Raw genomic sequence first — 22,234 nt, 5'->3', positions numbered from 1 at the left:
GCAACGACTGCGCTTGTCCGGCCGGGAGCCGAAATTGAACTTGAGCGCATTCTATTCAGCCTTCTTTCCCACCCTCTGGGCCGCCTGGCTCGCGACCTGGTTCGCGCTGGCGCGCAACGTCAAGGCGAACGTCCGACGCCAGTCCGCGCTGCCGCGTTTGGCGAACGTGGCGCTGCTGTTCATCGCGGCCGCACTGTTGACCGCACGGCACGTGGGGGTGCCGGCGCTCATGGCGCGCTTCCTGCCGGCGTCGCAGTGGCAGGCGTGGTGGATAGTGGGTGCGGTGCTGACCGTGGCCGGGTTGCTGTTCACCGTGTGGGCGCGGGTCTACCTGGGACGCAACTGGAGCGGCGTGGTCACCGTCAAGGCCGATCACGAACTCATCACGGGCGGCCCGTACCGGCTGGTTCGCCATCCCATCTATACCGGCCTCGCGCTGGCATTCGCCGGCACCGGACTCGCCATCGGCCAATGGCGCGCGGTGCTGGCCTTCGCCCTGGTCCTGATCGCGATCGTGCATCGCATCATCGTGGAAGAGCGCTTCATGCGCGAGCAGTTCGGCGCCGCGTATGACGAGTACGCGCGGCGGGTGAAGGCGCTGGTGCCGGGGGTGGTTTGAGGCGTGGGGGTGGCGGCAGTTCATGCCGCCTGTCTCAAGGCATCCCCCCCAACGAAGGCGAAATCGTGCTGCCGCGATCTGGAGATAGATGAGGGAGCGCCACAACACACATACCCACCACCAGATAAGGCAGGCACACAGGATGCTCGCGCCCATGCGACGCAACGTCATATCGCTCTGCCCACCATGCCGCCATCTGATCGTCTTTGCCGGGTCTGCCTGCTGATGACATGCATCGCGCTCGTGAGCGGCGCCCGCAGCGGCGAACTGCCACAACAGCGGCAGCAGCAGTCGTGGCGGCTGCGCACAGTACTTTCGTTCGCACGCTCGGCGTCGCTCGTGCTCGGTGCGTCGCTGCACGGCGACGTACCTGACTTCTACGTGCACAACGCATTGCGCACGCTGTCACGCAACATCACCACAACGGCCGACGACATCCAGACGTCGTTTCATCAAGGTGATCCGCAAGCGGTCCGAGTGAGCGCGCGGGCCACGCAAATCATCCGCTCGCTGGCCGAGGCCGATGCCGCCGTCACAGCACACAACCGTAGCGGCATCGCGCGTGCAAAAGCGATGCTCGACGACGCCAGCGCGCGGCCCGCCGCGGCACGCGGCCTCTAGCCGGTCTCTCGACCTTCCGGTACAGCGATGAAGAAATTGCTCCAGATATCGCTCGGCGTGGTGACGAGTGTGGGCGGATTCCTCGAGATGGGATCCATGTCCACGTCGGCACAAGCTGGCGCAGGCTTCGGGTATCGGCTGGGTTGGGCGCTCGTGCTGGGCACGCTCTGCATCGCGTTTCTCGCCGAAATGGCGGGCCGCTTCGCCGCGGTCAGCGGTCATACGATCGCCGACGGCATGCGCGACCGTTTTGGCTTCAAGCTGTTCTTGTGGCCGCTCACGGCAACGCTGCTCGTCAATCTGCTGGTGCTGGTGGCCGAGATCGGGGGCGTCTGCATCGCGCTGGAACTCGCCACGTCCATCGGTTACCGATGGTGGGCGCTGCCGGTCGCCGCGCTCGCCTGGCTGCTGTTGTGGAAAGGCACATTCGGCCTGATCGAGAAAGGGGTCTCGCTGCTCGGACTCGTGACGTGCTGTTTCATTGTCGCGGCGTTGTTTGCGCGACCCGACTGGCACGCCGTCGCCGCGGGTTTAGTGCCCCGCCAACCACCACACGATCCAGCCAATTACTGGTTCATCGCCGTCAGCATGCTGGGCGCTTCCATCACGCCCTCGCTGTTCCTGTTCTACTCGTCGGGCGCAATCGAGGACAAATGGGACCGCCGTATGCTCGGTGCCAACCGCGCCATCTCGGCGCTCGGCATGGGCTTTGGCGGCACGATCGCGCTTGCGGTACTGATCGTGGCAGGCGCCGTGCTGATGCCTCAAGGCGTGCAGCAAGTGGAGGACTACAACCAGTTGCCGCTTCTGCTGGTGCCCACGCTAGGCACAGCCGGCTTCGTGCTGCTGGTGCTGTCGCTTGCCATCGCGTCGTTCGGCGCGACGCTCGAGATCGCGTTGCAGCAGGCCTACATGCTCGCGCAAGCGTTCGGCTGGCGATGGAGCGAAGATGCTAAGCCGCGCGACAACGCTGGATTCAGCCTGACCTATACGGTGTCGCTTCTGCTCGCTGCGCTGCCCATTGTGTGCGGTGCCGATCCGCTGAAGGTCACCATCGTCTCGATGGCGCTCACCGCCGTAAGCCTGCCGTTCAGCGTGTTTCCGTTTCTGGTGCTGATGAACGATACAAGCTATGTGGGTAAGCACGCCAACGGTATCGTCGCGAATCTTTCCGTCATCCTGATCGTTTCGCTTTCGTTCGTGCTGGCCGTGGTGACACTGCCGCTCGAAATTCTCGGAGGGTCGTGATGGAACTGGTGCGCGATCTGCTCGACAAGCAACTGATCGATCGCAACGGCGTTAACACGGGCCGCGTGGACGGCATCGTCGTGGAACTGCGCGAAGACGGGCCGCCGCGGCTCGTTGCACTCGAAGCGGGTCCGGCCGTGCTCGCGTATCGCGTGGGTCCGCGCATGGGGCGCTGGGTGACGTGGCTCGTGAACCGGTTCAGCCGCGCTCGCGAGGCAGGCCGTTGTCGCATTCCGTGGTCGCAGATCACGTCGGTAGACCTTGACGTCGCGATCGACATCGACGTGAACGAGACGCCACTGCTCGCATGGCAGCGCTGGGTTGCCCGGCGTCTCGTGCGTTTGCCGGGGAAAGGCGAATGACGCTCGTGAACATCGAACTCATGGTGGGACGCACGGTTCGTACGCAGGAGGGCAAGCGTGTGGGCCGGATCGAAGCCATCTGCGCGCACCGGGAAAACAATGGCGATGCCTGGGTGGTCGACGAATTCCACGTTGGGCCTCATGCGCTGATCGAACGCCTCTCGCTTTCCGTGATTGCAGCGCTGCTGCCAGCGGCGCTGCGTCCCAAGCGCAGCCCGCGGCCGTATCGTATAGCGTGGCAACAGATGGACCTCTCCGATCCGTGGTATCCGCGTTTGATTCGCCGTGCCGAGGTGCGCCTCTGAGCCGGCAGCAACGCCTCAAATCATCACGCCCTTTGCCGACGGTCGCACAATATGGCACGAATAGGGCATTTCCCGATTGAGGTCGATAGCGAATCTATCGACATTCGTAACGCCCGTTTTCGAGAGCCGCGGCACGGCGGACGACCTGCGGCTACTCTGGCTATAGAAACGAAAGGAGGATTCCCGATGGCAATACGCATCGTAAGACTCGGCGAGCCACGCGAGGCCGATGAAGGTCTGCGTCTTGGCACCGTGCGCCGGCCACCGCGCGGCGTGCCGAAGGAGGAGTTTGCGAGCCGCGACTACTACGACGTGTGGTTGCCGCAGCTTTCGCCCGAACCCGACCTCGTGAAGCAGGCCCAGGCGGCCCAGGCCAATGGCGACGCGAAGACGTGGGCCGCCTTCGTGAAGCACTTTCGCGCCGAAATGAACAAGGGCGACTCGTCGCGGCTGCTCGACATGCTCGCAGCGCTCTCGCATCAAACCAACTTCTCGCTTGGCTGCTATTGCGAAGACGAATCGCGCTGTCACCGCTCCGTGCTGCGCGCGATGCTGGAGGAACGCGGCGCGAGCATGGCCGGCCACAAGAACAAAGGCAGCTAAAAACAACGGTGCCGCGCGAAGCGGACCGCATAACAACCAACAACATCAGGGAGCACACGCCGTGAAGGAAACGCTTGCCATAGACGGCATCGATGTGATCGTCGAAAGCGAAGGGAACGGGGAAAGCGCGGAAGCGTCGAGCCGCGAGACCATCGTGATGATTCACGGCTGGCCGGACACGTATCGCCTGTGGGACCGTCAGGTCGAGCACTTCAAGACACGCTACCGCTGCGTGCGCTTCACGCTGCCGGGCTTCGATATCGCGAAACCGCGCAGGGCGTTCTCGCTCGATGAAATCGTCGAGACCATCCGCCACATCGTGGAGCGCACCTGTGGCGATGGCAAGGCCATCATGATGCTGCACGACTGGGGCTGCGTGTTCGGCTATCAGTTCTGTATGCGCCACCCCGAGCGCGTGGCAAAGATCATCGGCATCGATGTGGGCGACGCGGCCTCGCGGCAGTATCTGAACTCGCTCACGGTGAAGAGCAAGGCCATGATCGTGGGCTACCAGGTGTGGCTTGCAATTGCGTGGCGAGTCGGTGGCGGAATCGGCGATGGCATGACGAAGTACATGGCGCGGCTGCTGCGCGTGCCATCCGACGCGAACTTCATCGGCTCGCACATGGACTACCCGTACTTCATCCAGTGGACCGGCGCCCACGGCTCGTTTCGCAACATGATGAAGCTCGCGCCCGCGTGCCCCATGCTGTTCGTTTACGGCACGCGCAAACCGTTCATGTTTCACTCGCCGCAATGGGCCGAGGCGCTGACTGCACAGCCCGGCAGCAAGGTGTGCGCGATTCGCGCGGGGCACTGGGTCATGGTGGACAACGCGCAAGCGTTCAACCAGACCGTGAGCGAGTGGCTGGCTGCAGGCTGAACGGGCCGCGCGATATCATCACGTTGCCCCCATTCCACCACCCTTCCCTGTCAGGCAGACGTCATGGCGCGCGACCGAGGTCTCGAGACACTCTTGAGCGAAGAACTGGGCACGCTGCCCGGGCTCACTGAAAAGGCCATGTTCGGCGGCTGGGTGTGGATGCTGTACGGCAACCTGCTGTGCGGGGCTCGACTGGACGGCATGCTGGTACGCCTCGGCAAAGGCAACGAGGTCTGGGCGCTGAAAACGCCGGGCATTGCGCCCATGATCTCGCAAGGCCGCGTCATGCCGGGCTGGGTCTGGGCCGCGCCGGAGGCCTATGGCAAAGACGCGTTGCGCCGCAAACTGATCGACGGGGCGCTCGAATTCGTGCGGTCGCTGCCGCCTAAATGAGCGCGCCTTCGATCAGGTTGCAGCGCACCGTCCCAATTGAATGAAGCCGATGCGGCGCAGCAACGCCGCCCCATCGGCCCGCACTGTTTCGTATCGAGGAGACGTCATGTTCGAACACATTCCCGCCTATCCCGGCGATCCGATCCTGAGCCTGAACGAAGATTTTCAGCACGACCCGCGGCAGAACAAGGTCAATCTGAGCATCGGCATCTATTTCGACGATGCGGGCAAGCTGCCCGTCATGGCGGCCACCGGCAAGGCCGAAGCCGCGCTGCTCGGCAACATCACGCCGCGCCCGTATCTGCCGATGGCGGGCCACGTCCAATATCGCGACCTCGCCCAGGCGCTTGTCTTCGGTGCAGAGCACGAGGCACGCAAGAGCGGTCGTATCGCGACGCTTCAAACGCTGGGCGGCTCCGGCGCCCTGAAAATCGGCGCGGACTTTCTGAAGCGCTATTTCCCCGGCGCGCAGGTGTGGATCAGCGACCCGAGTTGGGAGAACCATCGCGCCGTATTCGAGGGCGCGGGCTTCACCGTCAACACCTATCCCTACTACGACGACTACACGGGCGGCCTGCGCTTTCGCGACATGCTGGAAGCTGTGAAGACACTGCCCGCGCAGAGCATCGTGCTGCTCCACGCGTGCTGCCATAACCCGACAGGCGTGGATCTAACCGACGATCAATGGGCCGAACTCGTGCCCGTGCTGCGCGAGCGCAAGCTGATCCCGTTCGTCGACATGGCGTATCAAGGCTTCGGCGCGGGTCTGGACGAAGACGCCGCGTGCATCCGCATGCTGGCGTCGGCGGGCTTGCCGCTCGTGGTCGCCAATTCGTTTTCGAAGAATTTCTCGCTCTACGGCGAGCGTTGCGGCGGCTTGAGCGTGGTTTGCGAATCCGCGGATATCGCGCGCAACGTTCAAGGTCAGCTCACGGCCACCGTGCGAGCGAATTACAGCAATCCGCCCACGCATGGCGCGCGCATCGTGGCCGCCGTGCTGGGTACGCCCGAATGGCGCGAGTCGTGGGAACGCGAACTGGCGTCCATGCGCGAGCGCATCATCGCCATGCGTCACGCCATTCACGAAGGCCTGAAGGGTCACGCCGACGACCGCATGCGGCAACGCTACCTCGCGCAGCGCGGCATGTTCACCTACACGGGACTCACTGAACCCCAGGTGCTGCGCCTGCGCGAAGAACACGGCGTTTATGTGCTGCGCTCCGGCCGCATGTGCGTGGCCGGCCTGAACGCAAGCAACGTCGAATACGTTGCGCGGGCCATCGGAACGGTGCTTTCGACCAGCGCTTAATCTGTTCAGTATCTGGGCGCGCGCCCTTTTTAGCGGGCTTTCCCCTATCCCGCCGGGCGCGCTTCTCAATACGTACCGTTGCAGTGCGGCATGGCGCGGCCCTATAAGGGGAACCCCGAACCCGACCTCAAGCTGGCGCCAGACGGCAAATTGCCGTCGCTTTTATGCATTTTCGTATCATATTGCCAAGTCTCTGCCCGGGTCCTATCGTTGTCGGCGCATCATTACGGCCTCGCTTAAATCCTACAAAAAAACGCGACAGAGCCGATAACCAGACGAACACACCTACAGGAGACACCCATGAGCAGCATCTCTGAGCCGGAAGGCCGGGCCGGCTCGCCCGCGTTTTTTTCGAAAGAAGCCACTGTTGCGCGCCCCGGCTTTTCACGCTGGATGGTGCCCCCCGCCGCGCTTGCCGTGCACCTGTGCATCGGCCAGGCCTACGCTTTTTCAGTGTTCAACGCACCGCTCACGAAGGTGATCGGCATTACGCAATCGGCGCCGGGTGACTGGTCGCTGACCACACTCGGCTGGATCTTCTCGCTCGCCATCGTGTTTCTGGGCCTTTCCGCTGCCTTCGCCGGCAAGTGGCTCGAACACGTGGGCCCGCGCCGCACCATGTTCACCGCAGCATGCTGCTTCGGCGGCGGCTTCATCGTCTCGGCTATCGGTGTGTGGCTGCATCAGATCGTGCTGCTCTACCTCGGCTATGGCGTGATTGGCGGCATCGGCCTCGGGCTCGGTTACGTGTCGCCGGTTTCGACGCTGATCCGCTGGTTCCCGGACCGCCGCGGCATGGCCACCGGCATGGCGATCATGGGCTTCGGCGGCGGCGCGATGATCGCTGCACCGCTCTCCGTCGCGCTGATGAACCACTTCAAGAGCGACACGAGCGTGGGTGTGGCTGAAACGTTCATCGTGCTCGGCATCGCGTATTTCATTTCGATGTCGATCGGCGCGCTGGCCATCCGCGTGCCGCCCACCGGCTGGAAGCCCGAAGGCTGGACGCCGCCGGACACCTCGCACCGCATGATCACGCGCAACCACGTGCACATCGATCAGGCGCTGAAGACGCCGCAGTTCTATTTGATCTGGCTCGTGCTGTTCCTCAACGTGACGGCGGGCATCGGCATTCTGGGCCAGGCTTCCGTCATGATTCAGGAGAGCTTCAAGAACACGGTCTCCGCTGCGGCCGCTGCGGGCTTCGTGGGTCTGCTGTCGCTCTTCAACATGGGCGGACGTTTCGTGTGGGCCTCGGCCTCCGACTGGGTGGGCCGCAAGAACACCTATTTCATCTTCTTCGTACTGGGCGCGGTGCTCTACTACTTCGTGCCCGGCTTCGCGGCTTCCGGCAACATCGCGCTCTTCGTACTGGCCTACTGCGTGATTCTCTCGATGTACGGCGGCGGCTTCTCCACGGTTCCCGCGTACCTCGCCGACATGTTCGGCACCGCGTTCGTGGGCGGTATTCACGGCCGGCTGCTGACGGCGTGGGCGGCCGCGGGTGTGGCCGGCCCCGTGCTCGTCAACTACATCCGCGCCTATGAAGTGGCGCACGGTGTTGCGAAGGCCGACGCCTACACGATGACGGTTCACATCATGGCCGTGCTGCTCGTGGTGGGCTTCATCTGCAACCTGCTGGTCAAGCGTGTGGACGATCGGCATCACATGACCGACGCGCAACTCGCCGCGGACCGTTAATCGATCGACGCGAACGCACAAACGCAGACATGCACGCCGCACAGACACACGCGGCACAGACCGCAAACAAGGAGACTTTCATGAGCAATACGGCCGCGCCGCATCCCACCAACAAGGCCCTGATGGCGCTTTTCTGGGCCTATGTGCTGATTCCGCTGGCGTGGGGCGTCGTGAACACGCTCTTACAGGCAATGAAGCTGTTCAGCTGATCTCCCGCTGCTTCTCCGCTGCAAGCGGCAAGCACCGGGCGGCAAAACAACAGAAGGCCGGGCAGATGCCCGGCCTTCTGTTTTAGCGGCACGTTGGCAGCACGCTTCGCTGCCGCCACCTGCGCTTCAACTGCGCTTCGGAATGTCCAGCGCCCGCTGCACCGCAGGCCGCGCGACGAATACATCCAGCACGCGTCGCACGTTCGGGAAGTCCTGAAAACCAACAAGGTCGCCTGCCTCGTAGAAACCCACAAGGTTACGCACCCAGGGGAACGTTGCCATGTCGGCAATCGTGTAGGCGTCGCCCATGATCCACTCGCGTCCCGCAAGGCGTTGCTCGAGCACGCCGAGCAGCCGGCGCGATTCGGCGACGTAGCGCTCGCGCGGACGCTTGTCCTCGTACGCCTTGCCCGCGAATTTGTGGAAGAAGCCCACCTGCCCGAACATCGGGCCGATGCCGCCCATCTGGAACATCACCCACTGAATGGTCTCGTAGCGGCCTTCAGCGTCCTGCGGAATGAACTGGCCCGTCTTGTCGGCGAGATAGATGAGGATTGCGCCCGACTCGAAGAGACCGAACGGGCGGCCCGCCGGTCCATTGGGATCGACGATGGCGGGAATCTTGTTGTTGGGATTGAGCGAGAGGAATTCCGGCGACATCTGGTCGTTGTTCTCGAAGCTCACGAGTTGCGGCTCGTATGGCAAGCCGGTTTCTTCGAGCATCACCGACACCTTGACGCCGTTCGGCGTGGGCAGCGAATACAGCTGAATGCGATCGGGGTGTTGTGCGGGCCACCTGGCCGTAATGGGAAACGCGGACAGTTCGTTCATGCGAAGGTCCTTCATGGTGAATGGAGGAAACAGGAAGCCGTGAGCAAGACCGGCCTCGAGCGATGACGAATGCAATCGATGCCCGCCGAATTCTATCTGCTTCGCGGTTTTGTCACAGGAAAGCCATTTGCCTGCGCGACGGTCGCTCGTGGCGTGGTGACATGTTCAAATATCCGACGAAATTCGCCGCGAGGAGCGGCGTTTGTTCCGTCCCGATTGGCACGCCTTCAACCTGGACCCAAACGATGCAAGCCCTTCCTCTTAGTTCTGCTTTTACTCCGTTACGCCTCGTACCCGGCGACGATGTTCGTGTCGCGCTTCAGCACGCATTGCGCGACGCCGGTCTCCAGGCCGCGTTCGTCGTTCAGGGCATGGGCAGTCTCAGCGTGGCGCAGTTGCGATACGCGGGCGCGCAAGACGCCACGGCACTGCATGGCGATCTCGAAATTCTCACGCTCGCGGGCTCGCTGTCGCCAGATGGCCCGCATCTGCATATATCCGTTGCGAACGCTCGCGGCGAAGTCTTCGGTGGACACGTGGCGCCTGGCTGCATCGTTCGCACCACCGCAGAGATACTGGTCGCACTGCTGCCCGAGCATTATTTTTCGCGCGAAATCGATCCGCGCACGGGCTTCGCCGAACTCGTCGTTCGTCATGCCCGGCACGATGAATGAGTGGCGCACAAGCGCGGTTTCGTCGGACCATTGTGCGTCATTCATCGAAGCCGTTCGTGTTCGTATTAGACATGGCTCGCTGCGAAACGCGCTATGCAGAAGGCACATTTCGTCGTCCGGAATAGCGGTCAAGCCCACACTGTAGGTGAGAACGGCGATTGACCTTCTGCGATAAACCTCACATATTGTTCGAGCGGCCATCCCCGTCGGCACCGTGGGTGCCGATGCCAATCGCGGTGCCAATCGCGATGCCAATGGCGATGCCAGCAGGCGATTTAGCGGCAGGCGTTACCGCACGCGTCTGCCGCGATGCAGAGCATGCCTCACGTCGTTCTCCAACGCCGTCAGGACCACCGCATGTTCACTCAGACAGCCCGACATCAGCGTTCCCCCACACCATCATGCAGGCGCTGCGGCACGGCGCTCCGCGAGCACGTCGCGTTCTGCCCGTATTGCGGCGTCGATCACCCGCTTGCCGGGCCAAGCGAAACAACACCCGCCGCCCAGGCAAGCGTTGCGGCCGCCGCGATGCAACCGGCGCAACACGCAGCGTTCGCCCCCGCCGCACCGGCGACCACGCCCTACGCCGACGCCCTCGCCTCGCCAGAGAGCCCGGGCGCCACGCCCCGCGGCAAATCGCGTTGGGGCTTCATGCGCGCTGCGATGATCGTCACCGCGCTGACGCTCGTCTACGTGAGCGTGCTGCTGCTCAGCGGCAATCATCCAGACAGACCGTCGGATACGGCCGATGTCGCACGTACTGCAACGGGCTCCATCACGCCGTCCACGCAGAGCGCGCCGTCCGGTGCCCCGGCGACGAACACCGCGAACGCGCCAACAGCCACTGCGGACTCAGCCAGGCAGGCTCCGCGTTTTGCAAATCTCGTCGAGAGTCTGCGCGCGGCGCGTGCGAGCCTCGCCGCGAACAATCTCACCGATGCGCGCATTGCGCTCGACGCTGCCGCCGCGATGGAACCGAAACGCGAAGACGTGCGGCAATTCCAGCGTGACCTCGCCACGATCGAAGTGCGTCGCGACGCGGCGCTGCGCAGCGCACGCCAGTGCGAGCAGAAACGTATGTGGCCCTGCGTGCGCGAATACGCGAACACCGCGCTCAGCATCGACTCCGGCAGCAACGACGCCAAGGCGCTGTTGCAACGCACGATTGTCGCGTCGGCGTGGCCAGCGCTTGCGCAACAGCAGGCGTCGCACGCTGCCGCAGGAGCCAGCGCACCGGCACTGGCGGCGCATGCAGCACGTGCAGAACCCAAGGGAACAGCGACGACCGACACGACAACAAACACGGCCAGCCCGCCCGACACCGCCGACATAGACGCCCAGCAACGCGCCATCGTGGAATCGGGCTGGAAGCATCCGCCGAACAACGCGACGAATCCGCCCGGCAGCACCGCGCCTGCGCAGTAATCGCACGCGCCGCCCCGCGACGATTCGCACCACCAGCACCTCGCACCCCGCAAGAAACGACGACCGTTTCAACACGCTTCGCGCTCCGCGCTTCCACGCTTTGGCGCGCGCGTGCTCCACGCTGAACGATGAGGGGACAACCATGCTGAAGATACTTCTCGGGCGATGGCTCGCACTGACGCTTGCGGCTTTGTTCGCGGCTTCTTCTTTGGCCGCAACGCCGCCGGCGCGCTACAAGATCGTGACCGGCCCTGAGCGCGGCACATACATCCAGATCGGTCAGGATCTGTCGAAATGGGTGGCGCAACCCGCGGGCATCGATCTGGAGGTGATGCCCTCGAAGGGGTCGGCGGAAAACGTGCAGCGCATGCGCTACGAGCCCGGCGTGAAGCTCGCGCTCGTGCAGTCGGACGTCTATCAGGCGTATCTCGACATGGCGAACGCGGGCAACGCGGATGCGGGCAGCGCGATTCGTCCGCTGCGGCTCATCATGCCGCTCTACGACGAGGAGATTCATTTCCTCGTGCGCGCGGACTCGCCATTGCGAACCATCAACGAGATCAAGGACAAGACCATCAGCGTGGGACTGATAGGCAGCGGCACGGCGCAGTCGGCCACGACGTTGTACCGGCTGATGTTCGGGCAACCCATTCCCGAACAGAACGTGCAGCACTTCAGCAACGAAGACGCGCTCGCCGCGCTGATCGTGAAGAAGATCGACGTGGCCGTGGTGGTGGCCGGGCAACCCGCCAAGCTCTTCACCGACATGAACCCCGATTTGCTGCAGCAGTTGCGCATTCTGCGCGTGGACCCTTCCGCGCCCGAAACGGCACGGGCACAGCAGGCCTATTTCCCCGCGACGATCCGCACGTCGAGCTACCCGAACTGGCTCAAGGAAGACGTGCCCACGTTCACCGTGAAAGCGTTTCTCGTGACTTATGACTACGGCCTGCGCGACACCGTCTTCCATCTCGACCGCTTCGCCGATTCGCTTTGCGAGAACTTCGACAATCTTCAGGAGCACGGGCATCCGAAATGGAAGCAGGTCAAGCTGGAGTTGCCGAATCTGGGCAAGGGCTGGCAATACTATCCGCCCGTAGAAAGGCACCTGCGCGCGTGCATCGCCCGACGTGCGGAAGGCGGCAGCGGAGCGCCGCAACAAGCGGCCACGCGCAAAGCGCCGCCCAGAACGAACTGCACGAATCAGGAACGTCTGCTTCTGCTGTGCAAATGAGAGGCTAGATCAAACGTTTGTATGAATCGGGCTGGGGCGTTGTGCTTACCTCGTGAGCCTGTGCCTTGACATGCAACCTTATGGTTGCATATTATCCCCATCGACGGCAGCGGCTGCGTCGGCATGGCGCCCGACGTCTCACGGTGCCGCGCGCGCACCTCATTCCCTGCACAAAGGAGCCCGATCATGGCCGGCAGCACCTTCGTCTACGTCACCTACATTCGCACCTCGCCCGAAGCGCTTTGGGAAGCGCTCACGAGCCCCGCGTTCATGAAGCAGTACTGGTTCGGCATGCATATCGAGGCCGAGTGGAAAGCCGGTGCTTCATGGAAGATGCTGTTCCCGGATGGGCGCGTAGCCGACACCGGCGAGATCGTCGCGTTCGACCCGCCGAAGCGGCTCGCCCTGCGCTGGCGTAACGAATTCAGGCCGGAGCTGAAAGAGGAAGGGTATTCGGTCTGCGTGATGGAGATCGAGCCTCAGCCCAACGCGGCCAGGCTCACGGTCACGCATGGGATGGAACGCGACCTGCCGGATTCCGGCTTCATCAAGGCCGTGTCGGGCGGCTGGCCGCGCATTCTGTCGAACCTCAAGTCGCTGCTCGAAACGGGCGAGGTGGTGGCAGCGGTGCACCCCGAGGTGCATTAATTGGGCGGCGCGCCGGCCGCGAAGCGTGTCTTCGCGCCGACGGCCCGCCCAAGCCGGCTCAAACCCGCCTAAGACCGTCCCCGATCCGGCTTGCCATCGTGCGGGCCCATCTCGCGGGCGGGCCAGTCGGTCCATCGGTCCGCGCGCGTCGCCTCGTGCGCCTCGTTCATCGGGTAGCGAATGCGGTTCTCGTCCTTCGGCGGCTCGCCAATCACCATCAGGCGCACTTCGGTGTCTGTGTTGTTGATGAACGTGTGGCAAATGCCCGTACCCGCGGGAAACGCCACGGAATCGCCCGGCTCGAGGCGATGCAAGTGGCCGTCTATCCACACGTCCGGCGTGCCTTCCAGCACGAACACAAACTCTTCTTCGGCGCTTTCGGCGTGCGGATACGACGTGCGCCGTCCGGGCAACAAGCGGTTGTGATGAATGCCGATGCGCGTCAGCCCCAATTTGCGGGCAAGCGGCGCGTTGATTGCCATGCGTTCGGTATCGCCGGCGTAGTGCTGGTTATCTTCGCCTTCCAGTTCCGTCCAATGCCGGATGAAGTCAGGTCGTTCCATGTGGGACTCCTCGTCGATGTTGCTTTCGCCCTTCCAGTTTCGCCTCTCGCGTCGTGACTGCGCGCTCGCCATTTCGGAACGTGCAACGCGCGTTTTAAACACGTTAGTCATCGCGAAGTTAACAATCATACGAAAATACGAAATAGCGCGACAGGCGCAATCTGCCACCTCATTCGACAAATTGGCCGGCACCACTAGAGCGGCCGCCGCGGTTTTCGCCGAGTCCTTGCGGCATCTAAAGATTGCGCGGGCTAAGCCGTTAAAAGAGGGGCAGCACCTCGGATATCGCTCAGCGCCCGCTACATTGTTACCCGTCCAAAAAAGACGGATTTGATGCTATAAACGCGGGACGGCGCCGCAACGCGGCAACCTCTCTCGGGCGAAAAGCTTTATCTGAAGATTGCCGCCCAGCACCACTGCTACACCTTCAAACGCTATGCCGCAGCCCATACGGCTTCGTCTGCTTTGGCCATTGAGCACGCCCCTGGGCATACCCCGGGAGGCAGTTTTGAGTTTGTGCATGTGATTGCAAAGGACGGACAAATGCGCCTCGGCCTCGGCCCTTCCCCATTGCCCCGCCCGCGAAGCCGCCCGAGCCACATCCGCCGGTGCAGCACTTCGCTCAAGGTGGCGCGCGCAGGCGGGAGTCTCTCTGGCAACCGTGCGCGTTTTGTGTCGAACGCCTTCGCCGCTCCGTTCTTCTTCGCGTTCTGCGCGGCCCTGCTTCATTCCCTGGTGCGCGGCACTTCGGCGCTTCGTGCGCTGTTGCTTGCGGTTGCGTTTGCCGGTTGCCTGCTCGCGACCCTGCCCGCGCTCGCCTACGACAACGTGTTGCGTGTGCTCGCATGGCCGGGCTACGCCGACAGCGACGTGGTGAAAACCTTTGAGTCGCGCTACAACGCGCACGTTGAAGTGACGTTCGTCGACTCGGACGAAGCATTGTGGAGCAAGCTGCATACGGGCGCGGCTCCGCAGTTCGACGTGCTTGCGGCGAACACAGCCGAGATTCATCGCTACACGCAGGAGAACCTGCTCGCGCCACTCGATCTCGCGAGTCTGCCGAATACGCAGCGTCAATTGCCGCGTTTTCGCGCGCTCTCGTCCATCAATGGGCTCACGCAGAACGGCAAGGCGTACGGTATTCCGTTCACCTATTCGTCGATGGGACTCATCTACGATCGCAAGCAGGTGCCGGTAGCCCCGCGCTCGATGAACGAGCTGTGGAATCCGCGCTACCGCGGCAAGGTGCTCGACTTCAATAGCGCTCAGCACAACTTCTCGTTCACTGCGCTCGCGCTCGGCTACACCCAACCGTTCCAGCTAAGCCCCGAGCAGATGCACACCATTGCGCTGAAGCTCGTGGCGCTGCGCCGCAATCTGCTGACCTACTACACGCTGCCTGAGGAAGCTACGGCGTTCTTCATGCAGCACAAGGTCGCGCTCATGTTCGGCAATTACGGCACGCAACAACTCGAGCAGTTGCGCAAAGCCGGTGCCGATGTCGGTTACGTGATTCCCGACGAAGGCGCGCTCGCGTGGCTCGATTGCTGGGCGATGACGGCCGCAGCGAAGAACCGCACGCTTGCGCTCGAATGGATCAACTACATGCTCGAACCGGACGTGAGCGTGCTGCTGCCTCAACGTCAGGGGCTTGCCAATACGTTGACCGAACCATCGGGCTACACGAGCGAACACGCGCATCTCGTCTGGATTCAGCCGGTGGAAAACACCGAAGAGCGCGAGTCGCTGTGGAACCGCGTCGTATCGGGCGACCGTCCGGAGCGCTTCCAATGATCCGTTCGGGCCTGACCTTCAAGCTCTCGATTCTGCTCGCGCTGATCGGTGTGCTCGCCTCCGGATCGACCGGCTATTACGCGTACCGCGCCAATCGCACCATGCTGGTCGGCGAAGCGAGCCGCAATCTGCTCACCTCGACAGAGCTGCTCGGCCAGCGCTTCTCGCAGACCATCGACGACATGGCCGCCGACACGCTCGTGCTCGCCGCCATGCCGTCGTCCTCGCTCGTTGCGGGCGCGACAGACGACAACGCCATCGGGCCAGACCGCACGCGGCTCTCGCAAGTGTTCGCGAGCTTCATGAAGCACCATCCCGAGTACCTGCAGGCGCGGCTCATTTCACGCGACCGTTATGGCCTGGAACGCATCCGCTTCGACCGTGAAGGCGGGGGCGCCACCCAGGTCAAGGACGAGAACCTTCAGGAGAAAGGACAGTTCGCCTATGTGTTCGACACGTTGGCGCTGCCGCCGGGCCGCGTGTACGTGGGGCCCATCACCATCAACCATGAACGCGGCGCACACTATGCCGAAGGCCGCCCCACGCTTCGTCTGGCTACGCCCGTCACGACGCCGAACGGGCGTGTAGTGGGCGTCGTGGTAGTGGACGTGGACCTCGCTGCCATGTTCGAGCGGTTGCGCGCCGACCTGCCTACGGCTTACGACGTGTATCTCGCCAACGAGTGGGGCGACTTCCTCGTGCATCCCGATGCATCGAAGACGTTCGGCTTCGACAAAGGCCGCCGCGTCCTCATGCAGGACAGCTTCCCGGCCACGCTGCCACTCTTCGAACGAACGACAGACACGTTGCTTCTCAACGGTCTCGCTCATCCCAAGCAGGCGCCGGGCGAAGTGCTCGCCTTCGTGCGGCGGCCCTTCGGGCAAACCGCCGGCAATCGCTTCATCGTGCTCGGTCTTGGCAAGCCGCTCGCGGGTGTACTGACGGGGGCCAATCTGCTGGGCGACCAGATCGTGCGCATGGTGCTGTTTTCGAGCGCGGTCGCCCTGTTGCTTGCCATCCTGTTCGCCCGCGCGCTCACGAAACCGCTGCAGATACTGACCCACGCTGCCACGCACTTCCTTTCCGAGCACACCATGGACCCGCTGCCGCTCAGGCGCACGGACGAAATCGGCGTGCTCGCGCGCTGCTTCGACCGCATGCGGCGGGAGATCCGCTCACAGGTGAACGCGCTGCACGACAAGCAGCACGAACTCGTGCATCTTGCCAATCACGACATGCTCACGGGTTTGCCAAACCGCATGCTGTTCATGCACAGGCTTGAAACGGCAATACGCCACGCCGCCACGCATCACGACCGGCTCGCGGTGCTGTTCGTGGACCTGGACCGCTTCAAGCAGATCAACGACCAGTTCGGACATTCCGTGGGCGACAGCGTACTCACGGCCGTTGCGCGCAGGCTGCAGCAAGTACTGTCAGGCGAGCACACAGTAGCGCGTCTGGGCGGCGACGAGTTCATCGTACTTGTGGAAGGCGCGCAGGCAACTGATCAGGCATCCGAACTGGCTGACTGCATCGTTCGCGCGCTCGACGACGACCTGCCCGTGGACGGCAAACGCATGACCGTAGGCGCGAGCATCGGCATTGCGGAGTATCCGCAGGATGGTTCGTCCGCCCGCGAACTGCTGCTCAACGCGGACGCGGCGATGTATGCGGCGAAGTCCGAGGGACGCAGTTTCTCGCTGCGTTATTGCCAGCTGCCGGAAGTGCAACGCCTGAAGGTGGCCGGGGAGAAGCCGGCGCAACGGAACGACACGGCGCCCATGCCGGCCTCGGACGACGCCGAGCCGGTGGAGTAAAGCACGGCGGCGTGCCCAACAGTTAACGCCGCCGCGCCACGTCATCACATCAGCGTGCAGCCACCTTGCGCTGCCGCCACAAGCAAAGCAGATCGCACGCAATGTGCGCGGCGGCAAGCGCCGTGATCTCACTCTGATCGTAGGCCGGCGCCACTTCCACTACGTCCGCGCCCACCAGGTTCACGTTGCCGAGTCCCCGCACGATGGCGAGCGCCTGTGCAGACGAGAGTCCGCCTGCCACCGGCGTGCCCGTACCCGGCGCGAACGCGGGGTCGAGGCAGTCGATATCGAAGGTCAGATAGGCAGGGCGGTCGCCCACGATCGAAGCAATGCGCTCGATCGCAGCGCGCGGCCCGTGCTCATGCACCCACGCGGCGTCGAGCAAGTTGATGCCGAGGAAGTCGTCGTTCCACGTTCGAATGCCGACCTGCACCGACGTCTGCGGATCGATCAGCCCTTCCTTCACGGCCTTGTAGAACATCGTGCCGTGGTTGAGGCTGTCGGGGCTGTCGTCGGCCCAGGTATCGCAATGCGCATCGAAGTGAATGAGCGAAAGCGGCCGGCCGTACTTCTGCGCATGCGCGACGAGCAGCGGGTACGTCACGTAGTGATCGCCGCCGAACGTGAGCATCTTCGCGCCCGACTTCAGGATGGTGCGCGCATGCTCGACGATGGCCGGCTTGATCGAAAGCGGATTGTGCGCATCGAACCAGCAGTCGCCGTAGTCGATCACGGCGAGTTCGTCGAACGGATTGAAGCCCCACGGGTATGGGTGCAGTTCCGCGAGTTGCACGCTCGCCGCGCGCACCGCCGCAGGCCCGAGGCGCGCGCCGGAGCGAAACGTCGTGGCAAGATCGAGCGGTATGCCGGAGACGACGACATCTGCACCGTCGAGCGTTCGCGTATACGTGCGTCGCATGAACGAGAGCACGCCCGCGTAAGTGTTTTCGATAGAAGAACCGTAGAGAGAGGGGCGGCGGATCGCACCGTCGCCATAGAGGATTTCAGTCATGGAATGACCTGATTGGAGGACCGACGCGTGCCCGCCTCACGGGCAACGTGCCGGCAGCCGGATTCATTGGGAACGCGGCGGTGCGTTGCGTACGCGCCGCCGCGCTGGCTTGCGAATCCTTTAGCGCAGCCGCACGAGCGTGGACTTCAGCTCGGTGTACTTCTCCAGTGCGTGCAACGACTTGTCGCGGCCGTTGCCCGATTGCTTGTAGCCGCCGAAGGGGAAGTTCATGTCGCCGCCTTCGTCGTAGCAGTTGACCCACACGGTGCCCGCGCGCAGACGGCGGGCCACTTCGTGCGCCGTGGTGAGATTGCCGGTCCACACCGCGGCAGCAAGGCCATAGTCGCTGTCGTTGGCAATGCCGACCGCTTCGTCGATGGAATCGAACGTGATGACCGAGAGCACCGGCCCGAAGATCTCTTCACGCGCGATCTTCGCGTTGGGCGTCGTGTCGAACACGGTCGGCTCCACATAGAAGCCACCCGACGACTCGTTCACGCGAGCGCCACCCGTCAACAGCTTCGCCTCCTTGCGACCTGCCTCGATATAGCCCAGTACGCGATCAAGCTGCACCTGGTCCACGATAGCCCCCATCGAGACCTTCGGATCAAGAGGATTGCCAGGCACATAGCTGCGCGCCGCGGCGATCAACTTCTCGATGAACACCTCTTTGATGTCACGATGCACGAGCAGCCGCGAACCGGCCGTACACATCTCGCCCATGTTGTAGAAGATCGCGCCGGCCGCAGCGTTGGCGGCACGGTCCATGTCCGGGCAATCGGGCAGCACGATGTTCGGCGACTTGCCGCCCAGCTCCAGCCACACGCGCTTGAGGTTCGATTGCCCCGCGTACTGCATGATGAGCTTGCCCACGTTCGTGGAGCCAGTGAACGCAAGGCAATCCACGTCGTTGTGAAGCGCGAGCAGCTTGCCCGGTTCGCCGCCGCCCGGCACCACGTTGAAGACGCCCGCCGGAAAACCCGCTTCTTTCGCGAGTTGCGCGACCTTGATCGCCGTGAGCGGCGACTTTTCCGAAGGCTTCAGCACGACGCTATTGCCCGCTGCAAGTGCAGGCCCGAACTTCCATGCGGCCATCAGAATAGGGAAATTCCACGGCACCACGGCGGCCACCACACCAAGCGGCTCACGCGTCACGAGCCCCACGAGATGATGGTCCGCGGGCGCGACCTCGCCGCCTACTTTGTCGATGGCTTCCGCGAACCATTCGACGCAATACGCTGCGCCCGGTACATCGACAGTCGTCGTGTCGCCAATCGGCTTGCCCGCGTCCAGCGTTTCGAGCAGCGCGAGTTCGTCGAGGTGCTCGCGCATCAACGCGGCCCAGCGCAGCAGAATGGCCTTGCGCTTGCGCGGGTTCAGCCCGGCCCACACCTGTGCGTCGAACGCACGGCGCGCTGCGGCCACTGCGGCATCGACATCGGCCGCGCCGCAATCGGCAACCTTCGCGAGCACGCGCGCGTCGATGGGGCTCACGCAATCGAACGTCTTGCCCGACTGCGCGTGGCGGTATTCGCCGTCGATGAATGCGCGCCCTTCGATTGCGAGCGTCGCGGCCTTGTCCTGCCAGTAAGCCAGAGTCGTCTTGTCCATCAGGATGCCTCAATGTTGGGCGGCTCGCGTCAGCGCACGCAGCACGACGCTACGTGCGAGTACGAACCGCGTTGGCGCAACGTCAGAAGGTTGGCGGCGAATTCGCCGACACCACCTCGCAGACGTGTTCCGCGCTGGGATTGCGAAAACGGTGCGGCAAGCGGCTTTCGAAGTAGTAGCTGTCGCCGGGGTCGAGCAGCCACGTGGAGCCGTCCACCGTCAGTTCGAGTTGTCCCGCCACGACGACGCCGCCTTCGTGGCCCGCATGCGTGAGCATCTCGGGGCCCGTATCCGAAAGCGGCTGATAGACCTCGCGCAAGATGCCCATGTTGCGGTCTTTCACGCTGGCGCCCGCAAGATAGAACTCGATGGAAGCGCTGCCAAGATTGGGCATCTCGCCGCGACGCGACACCACCGTGCGGTCTTCCACCACTTCGAACGTGAAGAACTCGGCGAGGCTCATCGGAATGCATTCGAGCAGCTTCTTGAGCGAACCTACGGAAGGACTCACGCGACTCTGTTCGATGAGCGAGATGGTGCCGTTCGTCACGCCCGCGCGCTTTGCCAGTTCGCGCTGCGAAAGCCCATGTTTCTTGCGCACGTAACGCAAACGGGTAGCAACTTCAGTGGACGTGGATGCGGCTTCGGACACGATGAGAGAGCGTCGGAACACGACGGGTGGATTGGAAAAGTGTTGAATATTCTAATCACTTTCCCCCGTTTTCCGCCTGGGAAAACCCTGCAAGGTGTTCGAAATAATGGACACCTCGAGCGCCATTCCTTTTGCGAATGATTTATTCCGACCTCGGGGAAACCCCTGAGTCGGGTTTTCGAAAAAAAGATTTGACGGCGTTTTTGGCTCGTATATGCTGATCTACAAGGTCGGCATCACGGTGTCGTCACAATGCGCGGTTCAATCAATATGCTGCATCTGCGACGGCTCCCGGCAGCCGGCCAATGTCCCGATTCCTTAAACGCTACGTGCGTTTCATTGATCGGGGCGTTCAATACTTTCAACGTCGTCAGTCGAGTGTAATCGTGAGAGTCCGTGGCCCTCTGGTAAGGTGGGATCGAAGTCATGCGAGGTGTCTTCGCAGTGACTCGTCCATCTCCGACGGCAGTAGCGGCAGGCTTGCCTCTCGCCTGTTCCTGTCCGTCTTCACCATCCTGTCCCGTCGTTCGGTGCGGCGTCACAACGCTACGTCTGCGCGCGCGTTCATCGCCGTGCGCACCGACGAAGTCGCTTCGCTGCTGCCGTAGCGCCTCTCCTCCTTTCGCGGTTCGCTTCACCCGTCTATTGCGGCGCCTCGCTCGTGCGATGGTCCACGCCACGGTATGCGGTCGTCCGTTGCGCGCGCGCTTTAACTGCATTGCGCCGCACATTGGACCGAAGCGGACAGCCTACATGATCGAAACGCGCAGCGCGGTTCGCTAGCGTCGAACCGCCTGTAGTGCCCTTCAAGAAGCGGCTTACGCAATTTGCGTAGCCGAGGGGTCATGTCGTGCCTTTATTTTGTTAATCGCTATTGGCGAAACAAAAAAGGCAATAAAAAGGCAACGTGAAGTCATGCAAAAAAAGCCATTGGTCGGCGTAACAGCCGATAGAACCATGATGGGTTCGCACCCGTCGCACGTCACCGGCGAGAAATACATCGCAGCGGTGGTGGACGGCGCCGGCGCGCTCGCCATGCTGTTGCCCGCGCTCGGTGTGCGGCAGAGAGCGGCAGACATTCTGGATACGGTGGACGGCCTGCTGTTCACGGGCAGCTATTCAAATGTCGAGCCGCACCGTTACGGCGGCCCCCCCAGCGCGCCGGGCACGCTGCACGACCCGGCGCGCGACGCCACCACGCTGCCGCTCATGCGTGCGGCCATCGAAGCGGGCGTGCCGGTGCTCGCTATCTGCCGCGGCTTCCAGGAAATGAATGTCGTGTTCGGCGGCACGCTGCATCAGGAAGTCCATGCCGTGGATGGCCTCGACGATCACCGCGAGGACAAAAACGAGGAACTCCACGTGCAGTACGGACCCGCGCACGCCATTCGCCTCACGGCAGGCGGCGTGTTGCAGCGCCTCGCTTCAGGCGTCAGCGAAGCTCGTGTGAATTCGCTGCACGGGCAAGGCATCGAGAAGCTGGGCACAGGCCTCACGGTGGAAGCGGTCGCGCCGGACGGCCTGATCGAAGCGGTGAGCGTAGAAGGCGCACGTGCCTTTGCGCTCGGCGTGCAATGGCATCCCGAATGGAAGCACGCCGAAGACGCGCTTTCCACCGCGATCTTCCGTGCGTTCGGCGCCGCATGCCGCGAACGGATGCTTGCCCGAATACAGATCGGGGCCGACCTTCACGCGCCCATCGCCGTGAAAGTCTGAGCCG

Annotated in this window: 24 protein-coding genes; 19 read left to right on the top strand and 5 right to left on the bottom strand. The window is 63.2% G+C overall.

Going from position 1 to position 22,234, the window contains the following annotated elements; genetic code table 11:
- Nucleotides 1-40: 40 nt before the first annotated feature.
- The 11 genes from PXJ20_RS22855 (at nucleotide 41) to PXJ20_RS22805 (ending at nucleotide 8,253) form a co-directional block, all read left to right on the top strand.
- Nucleotides 41-619, top strand: coding sequence for a methyltransferase family protein (locus PXJ20_RS22855; protein WP_421031635.1), 579 nt, complete (start codon nucleotides 41-43; stop codon nucleotides 617-619).
- A gap of 243 nt (nucleotides 620-862) precedes the next feature.
- Entirely contained in the window at nucleotides 863-1,240 is a 378-nt protein-coding gene (locus PXJ20_RS22850) for a hypothetical protein (RefSeq protein WP_421031634.1), read from the top strand.
- Nucleotides 1,241-1,267: 27 nt separating this feature from the next.
- Nucleotides 1,268-2,488 carry an NRAMP family divalent metal transporter gene (locus tag PXJ20_RS22845; protein ID WP_421031633.1) on the top strand — a complete coding sequence of 407 codons (1,221 nt, stop codon included), beginning with the start codon at nucleotides 1,268-1,270 and terminating at the stop codon, nucleotides 2,486-2,488.
- Nucleotides 2,488-2,850, top strand: coding sequence for a hypothetical protein (locus PXJ20_RS22840; protein WP_421031632.1), 363 nt, complete (start codon nucleotides 2,488-2,490; stop codon nucleotides 2,848-2,850). Before PXJ20_RS22845 ends, PXJ20_RS22840 begins: the two co-directional genes overlap by 1 nt.
- Nucleotides 2,847-3,155 (top strand): hypothetical protein, encoded by a 309-nt coding sequence (locus PXJ20_RS22835; protein ID WP_421031631.1) that lies wholly within the window; start codon nucleotides 2,847-2,849, stop codon nucleotides 3,153-3,155. The genes PXJ20_RS22840 and PXJ20_RS22835 overlap by 4 nt, the downstream gene beginning before the upstream one ends.
- Nucleotides 3,156-3,341: 186 nt before the next feature.
- Entirely contained in the window at nucleotides 3,342-3,758 is a 417-nt protein-coding gene (locus PXJ20_RS22830) for a DUF488 domain-containing protein (protein WP_017774030.1), read from the top strand.
- A gap of 61 nt (nucleotides 3,759-3,819) precedes the next feature.
- Nucleotides 3,820-4,641, top strand: a complete 822-nt coding sequence (locus PXJ20_RS22825; RefSeq protein ID WP_421031630.1) for an alpha/beta fold hydrolase — start codon at nucleotides 3,820-3,822, stop codon at nucleotides 4,639-4,641.
- 63 nt (nucleotides 4,642-4,704) lie between these two features.
- Nucleotides 4,705-5,034, top strand: coding sequence for a cold-shock protein (locus tag PXJ20_RS22820; protein ID WP_421031629.1), 330 nt, complete (start codon nucleotides 4,705-4,707; stop codon nucleotides 5,032-5,034).
- A gap of 106 nt (nucleotides 5,035-5,140) precedes the next feature.
- Nucleotides 5,141-6,343, top strand: a complete 1,203-nt coding sequence (locus tag PXJ20_RS22815; protein ID WP_421031628.1) for an amino acid aminotransferase — start codon at nucleotides 5,141-5,143, stop codon at nucleotides 6,341-6,343.
- A gap of 300 nt (nucleotides 6,344-6,643) precedes the next feature.
- On the top strand, nucleotides 6,644-8,044 hold the full coding sequence (locus PXJ20_RS22810) for an L-lactate MFS transporter (RefSeq protein ID WP_017774034.1): 1,401 nt from the start codon (nucleotides 6,644-6,646) through the stop codon (nucleotides 8,042-8,044).
- An 80-nt stretch (nucleotides 8,045-8,124) separates the two neighbouring features.
- Complete coding sequence (locus tag PXJ20_RS22805) at nucleotides 8,125-8,253, top strand: MFS transporter small subunit (RefSeq protein ID WP_017774035.1); 129 nt, start codon at nucleotides 8,125-8,127, stop codon at nucleotides 8,251-8,253.
- Nucleotides 8,254-8,379: 126 nt separating this feature from the next.
- Here the strand turns inward: PXJ20_RS22805 and PXJ20_RS22800 are convergent, their stop codons facing one another.
- Nucleotides 8,380-9,084, bottom strand: a complete 705-nt coding sequence (locus PXJ20_RS22800; RefSeq protein ID WP_126875450.1) for a glutathione S-transferase N-terminal domain-containing protein — start codon at nucleotides 9,082-9,084, stop codon at nucleotides 8,380-8,382.
- A gap of 245 nt (nucleotides 9,085-9,329) precedes the next feature.
- Between PXJ20_RS22800 and PXJ20_RS22795 the strand changes: the two genes are divergently transcribed.
- From PXJ20_RS22795 to PXJ20_RS22780, 4 genes are all read left to right on the top strand, one after another.
- Nucleotides 9,330-9,758: a PPC domain-containing DNA-binding protein gene (locus PXJ20_RS22795; protein ID WP_421032623.1), complete on the top strand. Its 429-nt coding sequence runs from the start codon at nucleotides 9,330-9,332 to the stop codon at nucleotides 9,756-9,758.
- Between the two features lie 357 nt (nucleotides 9,759-10,115).
- A complete protein-coding gene (locus tag PXJ20_RS22790; protein WP_421031627.1) occupies nucleotides 10,116-11,183 on the top strand; it encodes a zinc ribbon domain-containing protein in 1,068 nt (355 codons plus the stop codon).
- A 142-nt stretch (nucleotides 11,184-11,325) separates the two neighbouring features.
- Entirely contained in the window at nucleotides 11,326-12,417 is a 1,092-nt protein-coding gene (locus PXJ20_RS22785) for a TAXI family TRAP transporter solute-binding subunit (protein ID WP_421031626.1), read from the top strand.
- A 186-nt stretch (nucleotides 12,418-12,603) separates the two neighbouring features.
- Nucleotides 12,604-13,065 carry an SRPBCC family protein gene (locus PXJ20_RS22780; RefSeq protein WP_421031625.1) on the top strand — a complete coding sequence of 154 codons (462 nt, stop codon included), beginning with the start codon at nucleotides 12,604-12,606 and terminating at the stop codon, nucleotides 13,063-13,065.
- Between the two features lie 68 nt (nucleotides 13,066-13,133).
- Here the strand turns inward: PXJ20_RS22780 and PXJ20_RS22775 are convergent, their stop codons facing one another.
- Entirely contained in the window at nucleotides 13,134-13,628 is a 495-nt protein-coding gene (locus PXJ20_RS22775) for a cupin domain-containing protein (RefSeq protein ID WP_421031624.1), read from the bottom strand.
- Nucleotides 13,629-14,300: 672 nt separating this feature from the next.
- Between PXJ20_RS22775 and PXJ20_RS22770 the strand changes: the two genes are divergently transcribed.
- Complete coding sequence (locus tag PXJ20_RS22770; RefSeq protein WP_017774042.1) at nucleotides 14,301-15,422, top strand: extracellular solute-binding protein; 1,122 nt, start codon at nucleotides 14,301-14,303, stop codon at nucleotides 15,420-15,422.
- Nucleotides 15,419-17,239 carry a diguanylate cyclase domain-containing protein gene (locus PXJ20_RS22765; RefSeq protein ID WP_421031623.1) on the top strand — a complete coding sequence of 607 codons (1,821 nt, stop codon included), beginning with the start codon at nucleotides 15,419-15,421 and terminating at the stop codon, nucleotides 17,237-17,239. The genes PXJ20_RS22770 and PXJ20_RS22765 overlap by 4 nt, the downstream gene beginning before the upstream one ends.
- 49 nt (nucleotides 17,240-17,288) lie before the next feature.
- On the opposite strand, the gene speB is transcribed toward PXJ20_RS22765, so the two are convergent.
- The 3 genes from speB to PXJ20_RS22750 form a co-directional block, all read right to left on the bottom strand.
- Nucleotides 17,289-18,251 (bottom strand): agmatinase, encoded by a 963-nt coding sequence (gene speB, locus PXJ20_RS22760; RefSeq protein WP_413215685.1) that lies wholly within the window; start codon nucleotides 18,249-18,251, stop codon nucleotides 17,289-17,291.
- Nucleotides 18,252-18,371: 120 nt separating this feature from the next.
- Nucleotides 18,372-19,862, bottom strand: coding sequence for an aldehyde dehydrogenase (locus PXJ20_RS22755; RefSeq protein ID WP_421031622.1), 1,491 nt, complete (start codon nucleotides 19,860-19,862; stop codon nucleotides 18,372-18,374).
- Between the two features lie 82 nt (nucleotides 19,863-19,944).
- Nucleotides 19,945-20,514 (bottom strand): cupin domain-containing protein, encoded by a 570-nt coding sequence (locus tag PXJ20_RS22750; protein ID WP_026121288.1) that lies wholly within the window; start codon nucleotides 20,512-20,514, stop codon nucleotides 19,945-19,947.
- A gap of 386 nt (nucleotides 20,515-20,900) precedes the next feature.
- Between PXJ20_RS22750 and PXJ20_RS22745 the strand changes: the two genes are divergently transcribed.
- Both PXJ20_RS22745 and PXJ20_RS22740 read left to right on the top strand, forming a co-directional pair.
- A complete protein-coding gene (locus PXJ20_RS22745; protein WP_232833271.1) occupies nucleotides 20,901-21,122 on the top strand; it encodes a hypothetical protein in 222 nt (73 codons plus the stop codon).
- Between the two features lie 307 nt (nucleotides 21,123-21,429).
- Nucleotides 21,430-22,230 carry a gamma-glutamyl-gamma-aminobutyrate hydrolase family protein gene (locus PXJ20_RS22740; RefSeq protein ID WP_421031621.1) on the top strand — a complete coding sequence of 267 codons (801 nt, stop codon included), beginning with the start codon at nucleotides 21,430-21,432 and terminating at the stop codon, nucleotides 22,228-22,230.
- The last annotated feature ends 4 nt before the right edge of the window (nucleotides 22,231-22,234 follow it).

This window comes from Paraburkholderia sp. A1RI_3L (assembly GCF_048957895.1).
In the GTDB taxonomy this organism is placed as follows: domain Bacteria; phylum Pseudomonadota; class Gammaproteobacteria; order Burkholderiales; family Burkholderiaceae; genus Paraburkholderia; species Paraburkholderia kururiensis.
Note: the sequence above shows the minus strand (reverse complement) of the source record. Positions and strands in the feature narration are given on the sequence as shown.

Bases quoted from the DNA above. Each gene is read 5' to 3' on its own strand.
- PXJ20_RS22780 (WP_421031625.1), top strand. From the start codon at position 12,604: ATGGCCGGCAGCACCTTCGTCTACGTCACCTACATTCGCACCTCGCCC.
- PXJ20_RS22830 (WP_017774030.1), top strand. From the start codon at position 3,342: ATGGCAATACGCATCGTAAGACTCGGCGAGCCACGCGAGGCCGATGAA.
- PXJ20_RS22835 (WP_421031631.1), top strand. From the start codon at position 2,847: ATGACGCTCGTGAACATCGAACTCATGGTGGGACGCACGGTTCGTACG.
- PXJ20_RS22785 (WP_421031626.1), top strand. From the start codon at position 11,326: ATGCTGAAGATACTTCTCGGGCGATGGCTCGCACTGACGCTTGCGGCT.
- PXJ20_RS22790 (WP_421031627.1), top strand. From the start codon at position 10,116: ATGTTCACTCAGACAGCCCGACATCAGCGTTCCCCCACACCATCATGC.
- PXJ20_RS22805 (WP_017774035.1), top strand. From the start codon at position 8,125: ATGAGCAATACGGCCGCGCCGCATCCCACCAACAAGGCCCTGATGGCG.
- PXJ20_RS22810 (WP_017774034.1), top strand. From the start codon at position 6,644: ATGAGCAGCATCTCTGAGCCGGAAGGCCGGGCCGGCTCGCCCGCGTTT.
- PXJ20_RS22795 (WP_421032623.1), top strand. From the start codon at position 9,330: ATGCAAGCCCTTCCTCTTAGTTCTGCTTTTACTCCGTTACGCCTCGTA.
- PXJ20_RS22775 (WP_421031624.1), bottom strand. From the start codon at position 13,628: ATGGAACGACCTGACTTCATCCGGCATTGGACGGAACTGGAAGGCGAA.
- PXJ20_RS22820 (WP_421031629.1), top strand. From the start codon at position 4,705: ATGGCGCGCGACCGAGGTCTCGAGACACTCTTGAGCGAAGAACTGGGC.
- PXJ20_RS22815 (WP_421031628.1), top strand. From the start codon at position 5,141: ATGTTCGAACACATTCCCGCCTATCCCGGCGATCCGATCCTGAGCCTG.
- PXJ20_RS22840 (WP_421031632.1), top strand. From the start codon at position 2,488: ATGGAACTGGTGCGCGATCTGCTCGACAAGCAACTGATCGATCGCAAC.
- PXJ20_RS22800 (WP_126875450.1), bottom strand. From the start codon at position 9,084: ATGAACGAACTGTCCGCGTTTCCCATTACGGCCAGGTGGCCCGCACAA.
- speB (WP_413215685.1), bottom strand. From the start codon at position 18,251: ATGACTGAAATCCTCTATGGCGACGGTGCGATCCGCCGCCCCTCTCTC.
- PXJ20_RS22740 (WP_421031621.1), top strand. From the start codon at position 21,430: ATGCAAAAAAAGCCATTGGTCGGCGTAACAGCCGATAGAACCATGATG.
- PXJ20_RS22755 (WP_421031622.1), bottom strand. From the start codon at position 19,862: ATGGACAAGACGACTCTGGCTTACTGGCAGGACAAGGCCGCGACGCTC.
- PXJ20_RS22845 (WP_421031633.1), top strand. From the start codon at position 1,268: ATGAAGAAATTGCTCCAGATATCGCTCGGCGTGGTGACGAGTGTGGGC.
- PXJ20_RS22765 (WP_421031623.1), top strand. From the start codon at position 15,419: ATGATCCGTTCGGGCCTGACCTTCAAGCTCTCGATTCTGCTCGCGCTG.